The organism is Rhizobium sp. MHM7A, assembly GCF_005862215.1.
Taxonomy (GTDB): Bacteria; Pseudomonadota; Alphaproteobacteria; order Rhizobiales; family Rhizobiaceae; genus Rhizobium; species Rhizobium bangladeshense.
The window spans coordinates 376241-393666 of the sequence record NZ_VCHT01000005.1 but is presented as its reverse complement, the minus strand read 5'-3'; the positions used below and the strand labels follow the sequence as shown (position 1 = coordinate 393666).

The 17426-nt window shown below is 60.2% G+C and carries 13 protein-coding genes, 1 tRNA gene, 1 rRNA gene and 2 pseudogenes; 11 read left to right on the top strand and 6 right to left on the bottom strand.

Going from position 1 to position 17426, the window contains the following annotated elements; all coding sequences use genetic code 11:
* The first annotated feature begins 65 nt into the window (after positions 1–65).
* Together rrf and FFR93_RS20150 are read left to right on the top strand one after the other, a co-directional pair.
* Positions 66–180, top strand: a 5S ribosomal RNA gene (rrf, locus tag FFR93_RS20155).
* 215 nt (positions 181–395) lie between these two features.
* Positions 396–472, top strand: a tRNA-Met gene (locus FFR93_RS20150).
* A 179-nt stretch (positions 473–651) separates the two neighbouring features.
* On the opposite strand, the pseudogene FFR93_RS41525 reads toward FFR93_RS20150, so the two are convergent.
* A pseudogene (locus FFR93_RS41525) lies at positions 652–988 on the bottom strand (AAA domain-containing protein); the annotation flags it as partial.
* A 699-nt stretch (positions 989–1687) separates the two neighbouring features.
* Between FFR93_RS41525 and FFR93_RS20140 the strand changes: the two are divergent.
* On the top strand, positions 1688–2470 hold the full coding sequence (locus tag FFR93_RS20140) for a response regulator transcription factor (protein WP_064711896.1): 783 nt from the start codon (positions 1688–1690) through the stop codon (positions 2468–2470).
* A gap of 71 nt (positions 2471–2541) precedes the next feature.
* On the opposite strand, the gene FFR93_RS20135 is transcribed toward FFR93_RS20140, so the two are convergent.
* Positions 2542–2808 carry a hypothetical protein gene (locus FFR93_RS20135; RefSeq protein ID WP_245296597.1) on the bottom strand — a complete coding sequence of 89 codons (267 nt, stop codon included), beginning with the start codon at positions 2806–2808 and terminating at the stop codon, positions 2542–2544.
* A 442-nt stretch (positions 2809–3250) separates the two neighbouring features.
* Here FFR93_RS20135 and FFR93_RS20130 point away from each other — a divergent pair, with 442 nt between their 5' ends.
* The 5 genes and pseudogenes from FFR93_RS20130 to FFR93_RS20110 all read left to right on the top strand — a co-directional run bounded on the left by FFR93_RS20130 (position 3251) and on the right by FFR93_RS20110 (position 8655).
* Positions 3251–4273 (top strand): UDP-glucuronic acid decarboxylase family protein, encoded by a 1023-nt coding sequence (locus FFR93_RS20130; RefSeq protein ID WP_138394496.1) that lies wholly within the window; start codon positions 3251–3253, stop codon positions 4271–4273.
* A gap of 1 nt (position 4274) precedes the next feature.
* A complete protein-coding gene (gene galE / locus FFR93_RS20125) occupies positions 4275–5258 on the top strand; it encodes a UDP-glucose 4-epimerase GalE (protein WP_138394495.1) in 984 nt (327 codons plus the stop codon).
* Positions 5255–7123 (top strand): annotated as a pseudogene (locus FFR93_RS20120) (glycosyltransferase family 2 protein). Before galE ends, FFR93_RS20120 begins: the two are co-directional and overlap by 4 nt.
* Positions 7124–7158: 35 nt before the next feature.
* Positions 7159–7680 (top strand): DUF995 domain-containing protein, encoded by a 522-nt coding sequence (locus tag FFR93_RS20115; RefSeq protein WP_064711918.1) that lies wholly within the window; start codon positions 7159–7161, stop codon positions 7678–7680.
* 3 nt (positions 7681–7683) lie between these two features.
* Positions 7684–8655: a glycosyl hydrolase gene (locus FFR93_RS20110; RefSeq protein ID WP_138394494.1), complete on the top strand. Its 972-nt coding sequence runs from the start codon at positions 7684–7686 to the stop codon at positions 8653–8655.
* A 65-nt stretch (positions 8656–8720) separates the two neighbouring features.
* Here FFR93_RS20110 and FFR93_RS20105 read toward each other — a convergent pair whose 3' ends face one another.
* Entirely contained in the window at positions 8721–10007 is a 1287-nt protein-coding gene (locus FFR93_RS20105) for an ABC transporter substrate-binding protein (protein WP_138394493.1), read from the bottom strand.
* Positions 10008–10149: 142 nt separating this feature from the next.
* Here FFR93_RS20105 and FFR93_RS20100 point away from each other — a divergent pair, with 142 nt between their 5' ends.
* The 3 genes from FFR93_RS20100 to FFR93_RS20090 are packed head-to-tail and all read left to right on the top strand — an operon-like array spanning position 10150 to position 14054.
* Complete coding sequence (locus FFR93_RS20100) at positions 10150–11178, top strand: LacI family DNA-binding transcriptional regulator (RefSeq protein WP_138394492.1); 1029 nt, start codon at positions 10150–10152, stop codon at positions 11176–11178.
* Positions 11179–11187: 9 nt separating this feature from the next.
* A complete protein-coding gene (locus tag FFR93_RS20095; RefSeq protein WP_138394491.1) occupies positions 11188–13044 on the top strand; it encodes a DUF2264 domain-containing protein in 1857 nt (618 codons plus the stop codon).
* Positions 13041–14054, top strand: coding sequence for a hydroxyacid dehydrogenase (locus FFR93_RS20090; protein WP_138394490.1), 1014 nt, complete (start codon positions 13041–13043; stop codon positions 14052–14054). Before FFR93_RS20095 ends, FFR93_RS20090 begins: the two co-directional genes overlap by 4 nt.
* 24 nt (positions 14055–14078) lie before the next feature.
* On the opposite strand, the gene FFR93_RS20085 is transcribed toward FFR93_RS20090, so the two are convergent.
* The 3 genes from FFR93_RS20085 to FFR93_RS20075 are packed head-to-tail and all read right to left on the bottom strand — an operon-like array spanning position 14079 to position 17424.
* Positions 14079–15356 (bottom strand): Gfo/Idh/MocA family oxidoreductase, encoded by a 1278-nt coding sequence (locus FFR93_RS20085; RefSeq protein ID WP_138394489.1) that lies wholly within the window; start codon positions 15354–15356, stop codon positions 14079–14081.
* Between the two features lie 46 nt (positions 15357–15402).
* The gene (locus FFR93_RS20080) at positions 15403–16233 is read right to left on the bottom strand and encodes a sugar phosphate isomerase/epimerase family protein (RefSeq protein WP_138394488.1); all 831 of its coding nucleotides are present in this window, start codon (positions 16231–16233) and stop codon (positions 15403–15405) included.
* 27 nt (positions 16234–16260) lie between these two features.
* Positions 16261–17424 carry a dihydrodipicolinate synthase family protein gene (locus FFR93_RS20075; protein ID WP_138394487.1) on the bottom strand — a complete coding sequence of 388 codons (1164 nt, stop codon included), beginning with the start codon at positions 17422–17424 and terminating at the stop codon, positions 16261–16263.
* Positions 17425–17426: the final 2 nt, after the last annotated feature.

Here is a 17426-nt window from a genome sequence, read left to right as displayed (position 1 = left end):
GACGTGTTTAAACAAGCAGGCCTTCGGCCTGCACCAGCTTCTCATCAAAAGTTGCGCTTTGCCGACCTGGTGGTTATGGCGGGGTGGCTGCACCCGTTCCCTTTCCGAACACGGCCGTGAAACGCCCCTGCGCCCATGGTACTTCGTCTCAAGACGCGGGAGAGTAGGTCGCTGCCAGGTCTGCAAATCGCAACTAAATCTTCTCATCACATTCAAACGGCCAACGCCGTCGCAAAGGGCCGCTCACAAAGCGGCCTTTCGTGTTATAATACTTCTCGCGGGGTGGAGCAGCCCGTTCGGCCTAAGATCGATCCACCGGATCGATCTCTTAACGGCCTCACATCGTCAGGCTACGCCTGACATCGCTCCCGGGCCCAAAGTCCGGAATGGTATATCGCGGGGTGGAGCAGCCCGGTAGCTCGTCAGGCTCATAACCTGAAGGCCGCAGGTTCAAATCCTGCCCCCGCAACCAAACAAAATGCCCGCCTCGAGCGGGCTTTTTGTTTGGTAACGGGTCGAGGATTTAACGCCTCATCAGGGGCCCGCAAGGAGGCAAAGCCGACGCCGCGGGACAGAAAAACCCTCAAATCCTCCACCGCAACCAATCAAAATGCCCGCCTCGAGCGGGCTTTTTGCGTTTCCGGGGAAACATCAAAACATCCGTCCAGCGAGCGGCGCCGGAATCCGACCCCTCACGTTAATCCCGTTGCGGGCTAGGAACTCCGCGGGCCGGATCGTCTGCAAGGCATTTGCCGCCTCCCTGACCTGACATAACAAGCGTCTGCCAGAGCGTGCGGTCGCCGACGATGCAGAAGCGGCGCTTGGCGCGCGTCAGCGGCCACGTTCAACAGGTTTGGTCTAGATGCGGCCCGGCCGGCCGCTCCGCGATGTTCGGCATCCGCGCCGAGGACCATGAATACGATATATTCTTCCTTGCCCTGGAAGGTATCGACCGTGCCTCCCGTTCCTGAAGCCACTTCTGCAATTTCGCTGAAGATCAGTGCGCATATCTGTTGATACTAATCATCTGCAGTTTCGCTGCGTTTTTTGGCCAGATCGGCATTGTGAACGTACGCACCCAGTACTGGGCCGCACAATCCCGCTCCAAATCCTGCAAACGACAAGGAGAACTCAGCCCGTATTTTGGTTGAGTTACATGTGACCACTTTGACGACGACCTATGACTGCCAAAAAAATGTGGATCCGACAAATACCAGTTAGGGCTGAAAAATATTCGGCATCGGGATGGCGGTGATCTTCCGGTCCCTGCCGTCCCAGCGATCCAGGCGTGCGTGAGCAACCGGTAATGCTAGTTTCCGCCAGCCGCCGCCAAGGCCTGAGCAAAAATTTGGGGGCGTTTCCCCTGTCTCATAACCGCCGGGGGCAGATGATAAAAACATTACAATTTGTACTGAAATATTACATTCGCACGATTCTCTATATTGAGAGCAAATATAACCTCCAAGTATCAAGTTGAACAAAATACAACTGAAACGTGGTATGGTATCGTTTTTCACTCGCGAAAACTAATCACTTTGGGCCATTTCCTTCCTTCTCAATCCGTATTAACATAATTAAGAAATGTCTAAAGAATAAGGCGATGACATAAGAGGACTGGCATTTCATACTAACTTATACCTGCCATCGCTTCACGTTTGAGTAAAGTGTACCGCTAGGGGAGGCGTATATGTTCATGACAGGCTCAGGAATGGAGAATACGGACCAGGCAAGAAAGTCTAGCCCATCCGGAGATACTATCCTTGTAGTTGCCAAGGCCGATCTGTTTTCAGAATGCATGGTGGAGGCGCTGGCAAAGAAATTCCCAAACTGCGATGTGCTAAGCATAACGAATGCACATCCGATGCTGGAAAAAGATACCAGCGATCTAAAGCTTGTTTTATTCTACCATATACCTGCGCCTGAGCTGCAAGACGCGCTACAGGCAGTGAGGGAAAATCACCCGGAAACCTCGATCGGACTTGTCGTCGAGGCCATCGACATGATGGAACCCTATGTCAGCCGTTTGGTGGAGGCAAGGATCATCGACGGTGTCTTGCCGCTCAACCTCCGACTCGACGTCTTCATGGCCGCGGTGGATCTGCTGATGAAGGGCGGGGAGCATTTTCCCTCGGCGCTTCTCAACCGCCTCAACAACAAGGGGGCCGAGCTGGAGCCCTCACTCTATCAGACGAAATCGGTTGACGTCGCACGCAACAGTGCGCTCAAGCTGAGACGCGACAGCATCTCGGCTCTGACGACCCGCGAGGTTCAGATCCTGGACCTCATCTGCAAGGGGACGCAGAACAAGATTATTGCCGACAAGCTGCATCTCTCAGAAAACACGGTGAAGGTCCACGTCCGCAACATCTATAAGAAGATGAACGTCCGAAACCGAACGGAAGCTGCGTCCCGCTTCTTCAACGATCACCCGGTCGGCGATGACGACATGTCCAGCCGGTGGCGCAACTGAGTCCCACGGCTCTTTTCAGGCGCGCTGCAAATCGATTCCCGATTTGGGAACGATGCAGTGACACTCTTGCTTCAGATCGAGGGACGCGCAAAGCAGCGCGACTTCTGCCCGAAACCGCTTGGAGAACAGATGTAAGGCGCAGACCCGTGATAGGCGACCACGCTGGCTCGTGCCGTGGCCGGCCGGGCGGCCCGATTTTCCGGGTAGGCGTAAGCCTTCGAGACCCGTGGCGTCTCGGCGACCACGACGTTCTTCTTCGCGACGGCGGCTACGTCGTCGTCAACGACGGCGCAGGCCGCTGCTCCGATCGCAAGCAGCGTCGCTTGGCAAGCAAACATTCCAAAGTGAGTTAGACGCCAGCGGTTCGGCTGCGTTGCAGCTTGTTTTCTGAACATGGCCAAAACCCCTCGCATATGGCGCTTCCGGATGCAAGACCGATCGTGCAGTTCGCGCGGCCAACCCTCCCTGTGTCTATCCCATCTTTATTGAGCAAAGCTTGCGGAATGTCTCGATACACGTTCAGCGTGAGAAAAAGCGTCAAAATGATTAATCATTTGTTAAGTCGAAGAACAAATGCGTAGTTATTTCGGATATCTCACGTTTTTAAAGTTGACCGCGGTAACATTCGTCTTATCATTCTAATAGTAATTCGCTTGCATGAAGAATAACCTCTGATTATTCGTCTATGGGTACTTGGCTGTGGTGAGTATCAATCAGGTAACAAAGGCAGTGAAGCGCGTAACTAAATCAAAAGACTAGAGAATGGGGAGGGAGTTTGTAATGCGTAGTTTCGTTCCCAGCGGAGGTTATTCTGAAGCAAAGGGCATACCGGTGCTCAGGGATCTGGGCACCGTTCTTGTCAATGGCGGAGCCGGGTTTCTTGGCTCGCATCTGTGTGAACGGCTTCTGCTGCGCGGCCACAGCGTCATATGTCTCGACAATTTTTCGACCGGCCGCCGTGCGAATGTCGAGCATCTCGCGTCGAACGCCCGCTTCCGGATCATCGAGCACGATGTCCGTCAGCCCTTCGATATCGAAGCCTCGCTCATTTTCAACTTCGCCTCTCCCGCCTCTCCGCCCGACTATCAGCGGGATCCGGTCGGCACCTTGCTCACCAACGTCCTCGGCGCCGTCAACACGCTGGATTGCGCGCGCAAAACTGGCGCGATCGTCGTTCAGTCGTCGACATCGGAGGTCTATGGCGACCCAACACAGAGCCCGCAGCGCGAATCCTATTGCGGCAATGTCAATCCGATCGGGCCGCGAGCGTGTTACGACGAGGGAAAACGCAGCGCCGAGACGCTGCTTTTCGACTACCACAGGACCTACGGCATCGACATCAAGGTCGGCCGCATCTTCAACACCTACGGGCCGCGCATGCGTCTGGACGACGGCCGGGTGGTCTCTAACTTCATCGTGCAGGCCTTGCGCAATGCCGACCTGACGATCTACGGCGATGGTCAGCAAACCCGTTCTTTCTGCTATGTCGATGATCTCGTCGAAGGTTTCCTGCGTTTCTCGGCAGCCGGCAACGCATGCCACGGCCCGATCAATCTCGGGAACCCCGGTGAGTTCACCGTTCGGCGCCTGGCGGAAATCATCAGGGATCTCACGAATTCGCGCTCCCGCATAGTTCACCTGCCTGCTGTCGTCGACGATCCCCGCCAGCGGCGGCCGGACATTTCCCGGGCGATGACCGAGCTGGGATGGCAGCCTCGTATCGAGCTCGAAGCCGGCCTGGCTCGCACCGTCGAATATTTCGACGGCTTGCTTGCCGGCACAGCGCGGGCGGAGGCCGTATGAGATGCCCCGCTGCATTCTCGTCACCGGCGGCGCCGGTTTCATAGGCAGTCATATCTGCAAGGCGCTGTCGCGCGCCGGGATGATCCCGGTTACCTACGACAACCTGTCGACCGGACATGCCGACAGCGTCCGCTGGGGGCCGCTCGTCCGCGGGGAACTCGGCGATGCAGCGGCACTGCGCCGGACGATGGCCGAATTTTCGCCCGATTGCGTCATCCATTGCGGCGCCAACGCCTATGTCGGCGAATCCGTCGACATGCCGAGGAAATATTATCGCAACAATGTCGTCGGTAGCCTCACGCTGCTCGAAGCCTGTCTCGACCAAGAGATCGACCGGATCGTCTTTTCAAGCAGTTGCGCCACCTATGGCGTTCCCGCCTCCTTGCCGATACGGGAGGAAAGCCCGCAGCAGCCGGTCAACCCCTATGGTCGTACGAAGCTGATCTTCGAGATGGCTCTTGAGGATTTTGCTGCCGCCTATGGCATCCGCTTCGCCGCCCTGCGTTATTTCAACGCGGCCGGCGCCGATCCGGATGGCGAGCTCGCCGAGCGTCACGAGCCGGAGACACATCTCATCCCCCGCGCCCTTCTCGCCGCCGCCGGCAGGCTGGAGCGGCTCGACATATTCGGCACCGACTATTCGACCGAGGACGGAACCTGCGTCCGCGACTACATTCATGTCAGCGATCTCGCGCAGGCGCATTTGGCCGCCGTCAATCACCTGATGACAGACGGGGCGTCGCTCAGCGTCAATCTCGGCTCCGGCCGGGGCACCTCTGTGCGCGAGATTCTCGACGCCATCCGCCGCACGACCGGCCGTGACGTGCCCGTTCGGTATCGGTCCCGCCGTGCCGGCGACCCGCCGATCCTTTTTGCCAACACGGCGAGGGCGGAGGCGGAACTCGGCTTCACGCCCACACTCTCGGATATCGACACGATCATCCGCACTGCCGGTCCCACCTTCGGGCTGGAGGTGCCAGCGTGAGTCTGCTTTCGGAATTCGGTTACCGGGTCAGAACGGCGAAAGCTGCTGCCGACCCATTCAACCCAGTATTCACCGGATGGAATCGTGTCGCCTATGGTTTCGGCATCGTCTGCTGGCTGGCGGCACTCGGCTATTTCTGGATCTGGTGGTGCCAGTCCGCTCATATCATTTCCTGGGCGGCTTTCGTGCTCATCACAATCGTGCTTGCCTGGATCACCCTCGTTCCAGCCTATTTCATCCTGATCTTCCTCGATGCGAGAACGATCAGTTCGCATACACGGCTGCCGGAAGGACGCGTGGCGATGGTCGTCACCAAGGCGCCGTCCGAACCCTTTGCCGTCGTCCGCGCTACGCTCCAGGCGATGCTCGATCAGACCGGCGTCGAATTTGATGTCTGGCTGGCCGACGAAGATCCTTCGGAGGAAACCATGCGCTGGTGCGCCGAGCACGGCGTGCTGATCTCCACCCGAAAAGGCGTGGCAGAGTATCATCGAAAGACCTGGCCGCGCCGGACGCGGTGCAAGGAAGGCAACCTTGCCTATTTCTACGACCATTTCGGCTATGCGCGCTATGATTTCGTCGCCCAATTCGATGCCGATCATGTGCCGACACCGACCTATCTCCGTGAAGTCCTGCGCCCCTTCGCCGATCCTGGTGTCGGCTATGTTTCCGCTCCCAGCATCTGTGACGCGAATGCTGCGGCGAGCTGGGCCGCCCGCGGCAGGCTCTATGCGGAGGCAAGTCTCCATGGCTCGCTGCAGACCGGTTACAACAATGGCTGGGCCCCGCTCTGCATCGGCTCCCATTATGCGGTCCGCACATCGGCCCTTCGCCAGATCGGTGGCCTCGGCCCTGAACTTGCGGAAGATCATTCGACGACGCTGATGATGAATGCCGGCGGCTGGCGCGGCGTCCATGCCGTTGATGCCATCGCGCATGGCGACGGCCCGGCGAATTTCGTCGATCTGGCCGTGCAGGAATTCCAGTGGTCGCGCAGCCTCGTCACCATCCTGCTGCAATATTCCCGCCGCTACGTCCCCCATCTGCCCTGGCGGCGGCTAAAATTCCAGTTCGTCTTTTCGCAGCTGTGGTACCCACTGTTCTCCGCCTTCATGGCGGTGATGTTTCTGCTGCCGGTTGCTGCTTTGCTGACGGGCCATATCTTCGTCAACGTAACCTATCCGGATTTCCTGCTGCATTTCACGCCGATCTCCATCGTGCTGATGCTGTTTGCCTTCTTCTGGCGGGCGACGGCGACCTTCAGGCCGCACGATGCAAAACTGTTCGGCTGGGAGGGACTTGCCTTCATCTTCCTGCGCTGGCCCTGGTCGCTCGCCGGCAGCCTGGCAGCCATTCGCGACTATATCGCCGGCTCCTTCGTCGATTTCCGCATCACACCGAAAGGCCGGCAGGAGCAGCAGTCTTTGCCACTGCGCGTCGTCGCCCCCTATATCGGGCTCGCCGCCCTTTGCGCCGTTGCCATGGTGTTCGCCGACGATGCTGATGCAGCCCAGGGCTTTTATATTTTCGCGGCGATTAACCTCGCGATCTATCTGGCGCTGACAGTGCTGATCATCGTTCGTCATGCGATCGAGAACGGCCTGCCGTTGCTGCCGCAGTGAGGCGGGCTGTGGCTTGCGACGGCGACGGGGCTTGCAATCTGCATCACCGGCGGCATGCAGGCCGGCAGCCATGGGCTGCGCAGTCTCGAGGCCCTTTCCCATGGCCAGACGTTCATCAGTTTCAGCCAATCGCAATTTGCCGTGGCCGGTGCCGGCCTCGGTGGCGGCAAAACACGGACCGTGAAGTTCCGCGTAAGATGGAATGGGTTCGGAAGCGCGGGACGGGACGAACAAGGTGTGTGAGCCGGCTGAACGGCCAGTTCAAGGAGGAGGATGTAATGCGTATCGGGTCGAGATCAGTTGGAGCAGCCCTTGCTCTCAGCCTGTTTTTGCCGCTGGCAGCGCAGGCTGCCGAGGCGGCCAAGAAGAAGGCGCCGACGCCGCTCAGCGCCTATGAGCTCTATCGGATTTACGGTGACAGGACCTGGACCTGGGACACCGGCGGCGGGCGCTTCTTCGAGGATGGCCGGCGATTCGTCGCCTGGGTTAATGACAAGGGCAAACAGTCCTTCGCCGAAGGCAAATGGGTGGTCGACGATCTCGGCCAGCTCTGCATGCGCGCAACCTGGACGAATGCCGAGGGGGCGGCGCGCGCCAGCACCTGTTTCGGGCACCGCAAGATCGGCAACACGATCTACCAGCGCCGCCAGCCGAGCGGCAACTGGTACGTCTTCCGCCATTCATCAGTGCACCAGGATGACGAATTTCGCAAACTCGTCTCCACGGATACCGTCAGCGCCAAGGCCTATGAACTGAAGCAGGTCCTGCTGAACCAGGAGCCAGCCCGAAGAGGAGGGTGAGGCATGAAGAAGCTGATGAAAAACCACCTTCCGACTGCCGCGCTGGCGCTGCTGCTTTTGTGCGTCGCCGACCTGCCGGGCCGAAGCGAGGTGCAGTTTGCGGGCATTGCGCCGAACCCGGCGGCGAGTGCTCGGACGATCATCGACAAACGGCCGGTCGTTCATGCCGACGGCGTCAAATTCGGCGCTTACGACCCGCATGGGGATTTCGGCACCCAGGCCAATGTCTCGACCGAAGCCTTGTTCCTGCCGTGGGAAGACGTCGATCTGGAGACGCTGCGTGTTGCCGATGCCTATGCGCAGGCCAGGGGCCGCAACCTGCTGATAACGGTGGAGCCTTGGTCCTGGGACGTCGATTGGCGGCTGCCCTCGGGCCAGCTTCGCGCAAAGGTTCTGCGCGGCGACTATGATGTCAACATGCGGGCGATCGCGCAGATGATATCGCAGCTGAAAAGCCCGGTGATCATCCGCTGGGGACAGGAGATGGAAGACAAATCCGGGCGGTTTTCGTGGGCCGGCTGGAACCCGCAAGACTATATCACAGCCTATAAGCGAATGATGGACATTGTCCGCGAGGAGGCTCCCGGCACCGAGATAATGTGGTCTCCGAAGGGCCTGCCAGGCCTACAGGACTACTATCCCGGCGACGATTACGTCGACCTTGTCGGGCTTTCGGTTTTCGGTCTCCAGCGCTACGACGAGCTTGCCTATAAGAAGCACCGGACCTTCTCGGAAGCACTGAAGCAGGGGTATGATCTCGTCGCCGGCTATGGAAAGCCCATCTGGGTCGCCGAACTCGGCTACGAAGGCGGCGACGCCTATATGAGGCCTTGGATCGAAACCGCGACGTTGAAACAGAGCGCTTTCCCGAACCTTCAGGAAGTTGTCTATTTCAATGACAGGGACGTGCACGCCTGGCCCTTCGACCTCGGCCGGCCTGACTGGCGCGTTGTCGAAAGCCTGGCCGCCAACTGATGTTGCTTAGCAAGGAGAGGCCCGCCGGGGTTTTGAGGGCCTCTCCTTTCATATGAGGCAAGCGATCATCCCTTGAGTGTTGCCTTGCCCTCTTCGACGAGCCGGTTCGCCGCATCGGCGGGCGAGATCCGTTCGAAGGCGAGTTCGTCGCAGATCGGGCGCAGCACGCGCTGGTCGAACTGGGTTGCACCCATCGGCACCGGCCGCGGATATTCGCCGACCTGATCCTTGAGCATGTTGACGTATTTGACCGTCTCCTGCTCCGTCGGATTCAGCTGTGGCAGAATGGCCTCCCGCACTGCCGGCGACATTGGCACGCCGCGCTCGACGCCGAGAATCTTGCCGGCTTCGATATCGTTGACGAAGAAGTCGATGAATTTCGCGGCCGCTTCACCCTGCTTGGTGGTCGCGCCGACACTCCAGATCAGTGCCGGGCGGTAATAGTGTCCGGAAGGACCGCCCTTCTTTTCGCGCGGCAGCATGGTAATGCCGAGTTTGTTCTTGATGATCAGCTGGTAGCCGATCATCTGGTTGGAATAGGCCATGCCGATCACCGATTTGCCAAGACCGAGGCAGTTGGTGTCGATGGTGTTCTGATCGAGCGTCTGGACGTCGGCGGCAACCGTGCCCCCCGCCTTGCGCAGTTTCTCCCAATAGTCGAACCACTCCCTGGCATCGTCGGCCGTGAAGCCGAGCCCCACGCTTTCCTTGGCAAAGACGCTTTTGCCGCGCTGGCGCAGCCACGCGTCGAACACATAGTTGTAACGCGCCGCATAGGGGCCGCCGCCCTTGCCCGAGGACTTGGCGAGTTCTACGGCAAGCTTGGCATATTCATCCCAAGTGAGATCGGTCGTCGGCAGCGGAATGCCCGCCTTTTCGAATTCGACCGTGTCGAAGAACATGGAGAACGAGTTGAGGCCGAGGCCGACACCATAGAGCTTGCCGTCGATGGTGGTTAGTTTCAGCATGTCGGGGCCGAAGCTGTCGACCTTGAGCGTCGAGGGGACGAATTCGTCGAGCGGCAGGCAGGCGCCGCGCTTGGAGTAATCGGAGATTGTTCCCGGCTCGAGCTGCAAAATATCCGGAATGGCCCGGCCGGCCATCTGCGTCGCGAGCTTCGTCCAGTAGCCTTCGCCGGAAAGCGATTCGCCGACGATCGTAACGTCAGGTGTCTTCGACTGATAGAGCTTGGCGACATCGAGCGTGCGTTTGGCGCGGTCGTTGGATCCCCACCACATGGCTCGGAGCTGCGTGCCCTCGGCAAAGGCCGGAATGGCGCTTCCCACGCCAAAGGCAAGGCCGGCGGCTGCGCCGGCTGAACCCATCAAAAATGAACGGCGATTAACCTGCATGATATCCTCCCTTGTCCCACTATGTCCGCTGCCATCCTCAATGGCGGCGGGCATTTCCGCCAGACAGGTTACGCAAAAAAGAATTTATTGCAAGAAATAACGTTTGTATTGCAAATTTGCATTATTTGCATAAGATTTGCCTATGAGCGATGAAAAAGTCAAACGGCTGCGACAGGCCGACATAGCCACATTGGCGGGCGTCTCCGTCTCGACGGTGTCGCGGGTACTCGCCAACGAACCGGGGATCAGCGAAACTGTCCGGCGGCAGATCTTGAAGGTGGCGGCCGAGCACGGTTATCCGGTCAAACCTGCCGCCGAAGCTGTTGCCGGCGGGCTGGCGCTGATTGCCAGCGACGGCGTCACGGGCGGGCTCAGCGTCTTCTATGAAGCGATCGTCGACGGCTTGCGCACTGGAGCGTCCCAAGCGGGTATGCCCTTCGAAATTCGGCTGGTCCGCGAGGATCGGATCACGCCGGATGCGGTGCGCGACTATATGCGGGCCGCGGGGGCCGAGGGCCTTTTTCTCGTCGGTATCGATCCCAACGAACCCTTGCGCGACTGGCTGCAGGTCACCACGACGCCGACCGTGCTTGTCAATGGCACTGATCCCAGGATGCAGTTCGATGGTGTTTCGCCGGCTAATTTCTTCGGCGCCTACGAGGCTGCCAGCCGGCTGACGAGGGCCGGCCATCGCCGCATTCTTCATCTGAGCGGCTCCCACCGCCATACGATCCGGGAGCGCATTCGTGGCTTCGAGGCGGCGATCGCCGCCGTCTCGGACGCCGAGGCACGATTCGTTTCGCTGGCGCTCCAGGGCAGCGCAAGCCGCGAGGCCCATGAACGCACCGCGGCAGTCCTGGCTGAGAATGCCGGCTTCACCGCGGCGTTCTGCATGAATGATTTCATTGCGGTCGGCGTCCTCGAAGCCGTCACTGAGGCCGGCCTGCGGGTGCCCGAGGATTTCGCGATCATCGGCTTCGATGATCTGCCCTGCGCATTGATGACCAATCCGCGGCTTTCCACCATGCGCGTCGACCGCGCCGCTCTCGCGCGCGAAGCCGTATCCCTGATGCTGTCCCGTTTCCGCAACAGGACAGCGGCTGCGCGGCACATCTGCCAGGCGGTCGTTGCCGTTCCGGGAGGGACCGTTGCCAATGCCGAGAATATGTAAGAGGTGCCGATGACCTACGATCCCGCCAGCGCCAATCCGCTCGCCGGCAATCCGCTTGAAACCCGCGCCGATATGAGCCGCGCTCTGCTTGCTCTCTTCGATCCGCTGCTTCCTTGTTTTTCGCAGGGCAATGCCCGCGTGAGGCTTAGTGGCGCCGCCGCCCATTTCGACCGAGCAGCCGCCGATCTCGAGGGCTTTGCCCGGCCGCTCTGGGGATTGGCGCCGCTTGGCGCCGGCGGCGGCGACTTTTCTCACTGGCATCGTTTTGCCGAAGGTCTCGCAAACGGCACCGATCCCGCCCATCCCGAATATTGGGGAACGGTCAATGGCCGCGACCAGCGCATGGTCGAACTTGCCGCCCTCGGTTTTGCCCTGGCGCTGGTGCCGGAAAAGATCTGGGAGCCGCTCGATGCGCGCGCCCGCGGCAATGTCGTCGCCTATCTCAAACATGCCAGGCAGTTCGATTACGCCGACAACAACTGGAAATTTTTTCGGATATTCGTCGATATCGCGCTCGATCGCCTCGGCGCCGATTTCGACCGCAGCCTGACGCGGCAATATCTGCAGGAACTCGAAGGCTTCTATATCGGCGATGGCTGGTATCGCGACGGAAACGTGCGCCGCATCGACCACTACATTCCTTTCGCCATGCATTTTTATGGCTTGATATATTCGAAACTCGTCGATGACGATTACGCAGAGCGCTACCGCGAGCGCGCCACACTTTTCGCCCGGGACTTCCGTCATTGGTTTGCCGCCGACGGGGCGACCATTCCCTTCGGACGCAGCCTGACCTATCGTTTTGCCTGCGCCGGCTTCTGGTCGGCACTTGCCTTTGCCGATGTCGAAGCCCTGCCATGGGGCGAGGTCAAGCATCTCTGCCTGCAGCATCTGCGCTGGTGGAGGGACAAACCGATTGCTGATCGCGATGGCGTTTTATCGATCGGTTTCGGCTATCCGAACCTGCTGATGTCGGAGAGCTATAATTCCGCCGGCTCGCCCTATTGGGCCTTGAAGGCCTTCCTGCCGCTGGCGATCGGGCAGGACCATCCCTTCTGGACCGCCAGCGAAAAGGCGCCGGAACCGGTGTCCGAGGTCGTGTCCCAATGTCATCCCGGCATGGTTCTCATGCGGACAGGCGGTGACGTCGTGGCGCTATCCTCCGGCCAGGAAAACCTGCAGATGCGTTTCGGTACCGAGAAATACTCGAAATTTGCTTATTCAACGCGTTACGGCTTCAGCGTCGAGTCCGATGAGCGCGGTTTTGCGCTTGCCGCCTTCGATTCCATGCTGGCTTTCAGCGATGACGGCCGGCACTACCGCGTGCGCGAAACGAATGAGGAAGCCCGGCTTGCGGGTGATGTACTTCATTCGAAATGGTCGCCCTTCCCCGATGTCGACGTCGAAACCTGGCTCGTACCAACCGCCCCCTGGCATATCCGCCTCCACCGGATCAGGTCAGGCCGGCCGCTGCGGATTGCCGAAGGCGGCTTTGCCATCGGTCGCCGCGACTTCGAGCAGGACAGGCCGTCGGCTTCGGAGGGGGCAGCCTATGCGATCGGCCAAGCCGATTTCACCGGCATTCTCGATCTCGGCTCTTCGGTCAAACGTATCGGACTTGCGCAAAAGGCTCAGCCCAACACCAATGTGATCGTCGCCAAGACCATCGTGCCGCAGCTGCGTGGCGAGATCCCGGCCGGTGAGACGATCCTGGGAACGGCGGTGCTGGCGCTCGACGATCCCGCCGCCGTTTCCTCCGCTTGGACACGGCCGCCGAAAGCGCCTGATATTGCGGCGCTGGAGGCTCTGGTACGTGAAAAGGGGGTGACCGTGAGCGCCATCGAAGCGCCGGGTCAGATGCCATGAGTCGCCCGGCAATCGTCCTTGCCATGGAACCGTCGCGCACGGAACACGTCCTGCCCGATGAGATCCTGCGCCGGCTCGACACGATCGGCCGCCTGCTGGATCGCGAGCCGCTGCAGCGCTTCGATGACGGGAGGGCGAGGCATCTGCTCTCTGAAGCCGAAATTCTGATCACCGGCTGGGGTGCGCCCTATGTCGGGACTGAAATTCCCGCTGCCGCGCCGCGGCTCCGCCTCATTGTGCACGCGGCTGGCACGGTGAAGGGCATTATTGACGAAGGCATATTTGAAGCCGGTAACATCGCAGTCAGCCATGCGGCGGAGGCCAATGCCGTGCCTGTCGCCGAATTCACGCTTGCAGCAATCCTTTTCGCCGGCAAACGCGCCTTCCGTTTCCGCGACCTCTACGTTGCCGACCGCAACCGCGATCGGACCTATCCGCTGCAGCGCGAAGCGATCGGCAACTACGGCCGCACCCTCGGCATCATCGGCGCCTCGCGCATCGGCCGGCGGGTGATCGAACTCTTGAAGCCCTTCGACTATAGGCTGCTGCTGTTCGATCCCATGCTCGACGCCGCCGAGGCAGCCGGTTTGGGAGCAGAAAAGGTCGATCTCGACGAGTTGATGCGGCGGGCGGATATCCTTTCCCTGCACGCTCCGTCGCTGCCCTCGACGCATCATATGATCGATGCGCGAAGACTGTCGCTGATGAAGGATGGAGCAACGCTCATCAATACGGCGCGCGGCATCCTTATAGATGAGGCGGCCCTGCTTTCAGAGCTGAAGACCGGCCGCATCGATGCGGTCATCGATGTGACAGATCCGGAAATCCCGGAGGCGGCTTCGGTCTTCTACGATCTTCCGAATGTTTTCCTGACGCCGCATATTGCCGGCGCCATCGGCCTTGAACGGGCCCGTCTCGGCGCGATGGCGGCCGATGAGGTCGAGCGTTTTGTGACCGGCCGGCCGCTGCTCTACCAGATCGACCGGCAGGATCTCGAAAAGATCGCCTGACGCATCCCCGTTCAGGGACACGTGTCAGCGCGGCGACCTCAGCGAATTGGGCGAACCGTCATTGGCAAGCTCGGGCATGAGATCTGCGATATCGACCACGTTGCCGGTGCGCGAGCTCGTCAGCGCGGCAATGCCACAGAGCACCGACATGGCGCCCGCCCGGGTGCCGGCGCGCTGGCCAAGCCTGTCTTCCATATCAGGCTTGAAGATCATGTTGCGCATCCGGTCGTCGCCGCCGTAGTGGCCGCCGGTGAAATGCGGCACGACGATGCGTTCGACAGCTTCCCTGCCGTTCGGGAAATTGCGGATGAGCAGGATCGTATCCTGCTTCGGCTCTTCCCATGGCTGGGCTTCATACTGCCGGATCTCGATGCGCCCCTTGGTGCCGTTGAACGCCAGATGATGGCCTTCGATCGGCTGGAAGGTGTTCAGCGAATAGGAGACGTGGACATTGTTGCGGTAGCGGATGGACACGACCATCGTATCGGGGATGTCGATATCCTCGCGGAAGACGCAGCCGTCACGGAAATAACCGTCTATCTTGGACGGATCTTCGTAGAGCTGATCGAGGAAGGGATCGGCTTCGAGATCGAGATAGTAGTCGCACTCCTGCGCATGCGGACAGAGCTTGCAGCGGGGTCCGCGGAAAGGACCTTTGCGGCCGTAGTTCTGCAGATCGGCGAAAGAGGTGACGGCCTCCGGATCGCTGTCGAGATACCAGTTGAGAAGGTCGAAATGGTGGGTGGCCTTGTGGACGAACAGGCTGCCGGAATTTTCCGTATAGGCATGCCAGCGACGGAAATAGTCGGCGCCGTGTTTTGTGTTGAGATACCAGTGGAAGTCGACCGAGGTCGCCCGGCCGATCTCCCCGGCATTCAGCAATTCCTTGATCTTCGCCGCCGTCGGCGCGTAGCGATAGTTGAAGGAGACGTCGACCCGGCGGCCGGTGCGCTGTTCGGCGTCGAGAATCCGACGAATTTTCTCGATCGAGGTGGTCATCGGCTTTTCGGTAATGACGTCGATACCGGATTCCAGCGCCCGTACGATGATATCGTCATGCGTATGGTCGGGCGTGCAGACGATTGCGAGATCCGGCTTCTGCTCGGCCAGCATGGAATCGATGTTTGCATAGAGCGGCGCATTGCTGCCGATCATGGTGCGGGCGCGCTCGCCGCGCAGCGAATTCTTTTCGACGATGGCTGTGAGGTCGACATGTTCGCGCCAGCCGGCTAGCAGATCCTTGCCCCACATCGTGGTGCCGCGGTTTCCGGTGCCGATCAGGGCGAAACGGCGTTTCTCCATCGGATGATTCCTCCTTCATACGGGATGAAACGATTGGATATTGAAATCAGATCTGGCAGCAGTTCCGGAAGCGCTCGACGCAGGTGGCAATCACCTCGTCGGCCGGACGCTTCCACCAATTTTCAGACGAGAAGATCTCGACTTCCTGCGCGCCGAAGAAACCGGCGGCCTCGATCATCCGTCTTATGCCTATGAGATCGATAACGCCATCGCCCATCATGCCGCGGTCGAGCAGCATGTCCTTGGTCGGGGCCAGCCAGTCGCAGATGTGATGGGCGAAGATGCGTTTCATCCGCCCGGCGCGAGCAATCTGGTTGGCGAGATCGGGATCCCACCAGACGTGGTAGACGTCGATCGCAACACCGACATCGGTGCCGAGTTCATCGCACATGTCGAGGGCCTGGCCGAGCGTGTTCACGCAGGCGCGGTCGGCGGCATACATCGGATGCAGCGGCTCTATCGCGAGTTTCACGCCTGCGGCCTGCGCATGCGGCAGCACGGCGGCAATCCCGTCCAACACCATCTGCCGGGCGGCGACGAGATCCTTCGAAGCGCCGGGCAGACCGCCGACGACGAGTACGAGGCAATCGGCGGCAAAGGCTGCCGCCTCGTCGATGGCGCGTCTGTTGTCGTCGAGGTTCTTCTGCCAGTCGGCACCGTTTGCCGCCGGAAAGAAACCGCCGCGGCAAAGGCCGGTCAGCTTGATGCCGTTCGAGTTGACGATCCGCACCGCCTCGTCGAGGCCGGCTTTGGCGACCTGATCGCGCCAGGGCGCAATCGATGTGATACCGTGTTTCAGGCAGATATCCACCGCTTCGGCAAAACCGCACTGTTCGCGGATTGTCGCCAGATTGATCGAAAGTCCTTCGACTTGCATGTCAGTCTCTCCCGTCCGGTCCTGGCTTCAGTTGACGCCGTGGACGGCGAGCACCTGGCGCATGCGGCTAGCGGCAAGTTCCGGATCGGCAAGAACCCGCGCCTTGTCGGTCAGTCGGAAGAGTTCGGCCAGATGCGCCAGCGAGCGCGTGCTCTGCTGCCCACCGACCATGACGAAATGGTCCTGCAGGCCGTTGAGATAGGCGAGGAAGACGACACCGGTCTTGTAGAAGCGGGTCGGCGCCTTGAAGATGTGGCGCGATAACGGCACGGTCGGCTCGAGCAGGTCGAAAAATTCAAGGTTGCTCTTGCGGCCGAGTGCTTCGAGCGCGGCGGAAGCTGCCGGCGCGATTGCATCGAAAATGCCGAGCAATGCGTCAGAATGGCCCTCTTCGTCGCCGGCGATCAGTTCGGCATAGTTGAAATCGTCACCGGTATACATGCGCACGCCTTTCGGCAGCCGACGGCGCATCGCCACTTCCTTCTCCTTCGACAGCAGGGAGATCTTGATGCCGTCGACCTTGGCAGCATTGGCTTCGATCACCTGCAGGCAGGTTTCCATTGCTTTCAGATGATCGTCATTGCCCCAATAACCCTGGAGCGCCGGATCGAACATTTCACCGAGCCAATGGATGATGACCGGCTCCTTGACCTGGCGAAGGATACGGTCATAGACCCTGACATAATCGTCCGGGCTCTTAGCAACGACGGCAAGCGCCCGGCTTGCCATCAGGATGATGCGGCCGCCGGCCGCCTCGACCGTTTCGATCTGCTCTTCATAGGCCCTGATGATCGTGTCGATGGTCACGTCGGGACCGGGTGATAGATGATCGGTGCCGGCGCCACAGGCGATCAATGCATCTTCGCGGCCCGCCGCCTCGGCAAGCGCCCGGCGGATGAGGTCGCGCGCCTCCGGCCAGCCGAGACCCATGCCCCGCTGCGCCGTATCCATCGCTTCGGCGACGCCGAGACCGAGATCCCAGAGCCGGTGGCGGAAGGCGAGCGTCCGCTCCCAGTCGATCGCCGGCGTCAGCCAGGGGTCGTTGTCGGCGAACGGATCGGCAACGACATGGGCGGCGGCGAAGGCGATGCGCGGAAAGGTCTTGGCATCGCGCTTTTTCAGCTCGATCGGCATACCGCTCAGCGTGTAGGGAGCGATCTTGCCGTCCAGGGGGAGATTGATCGTCGTCACGG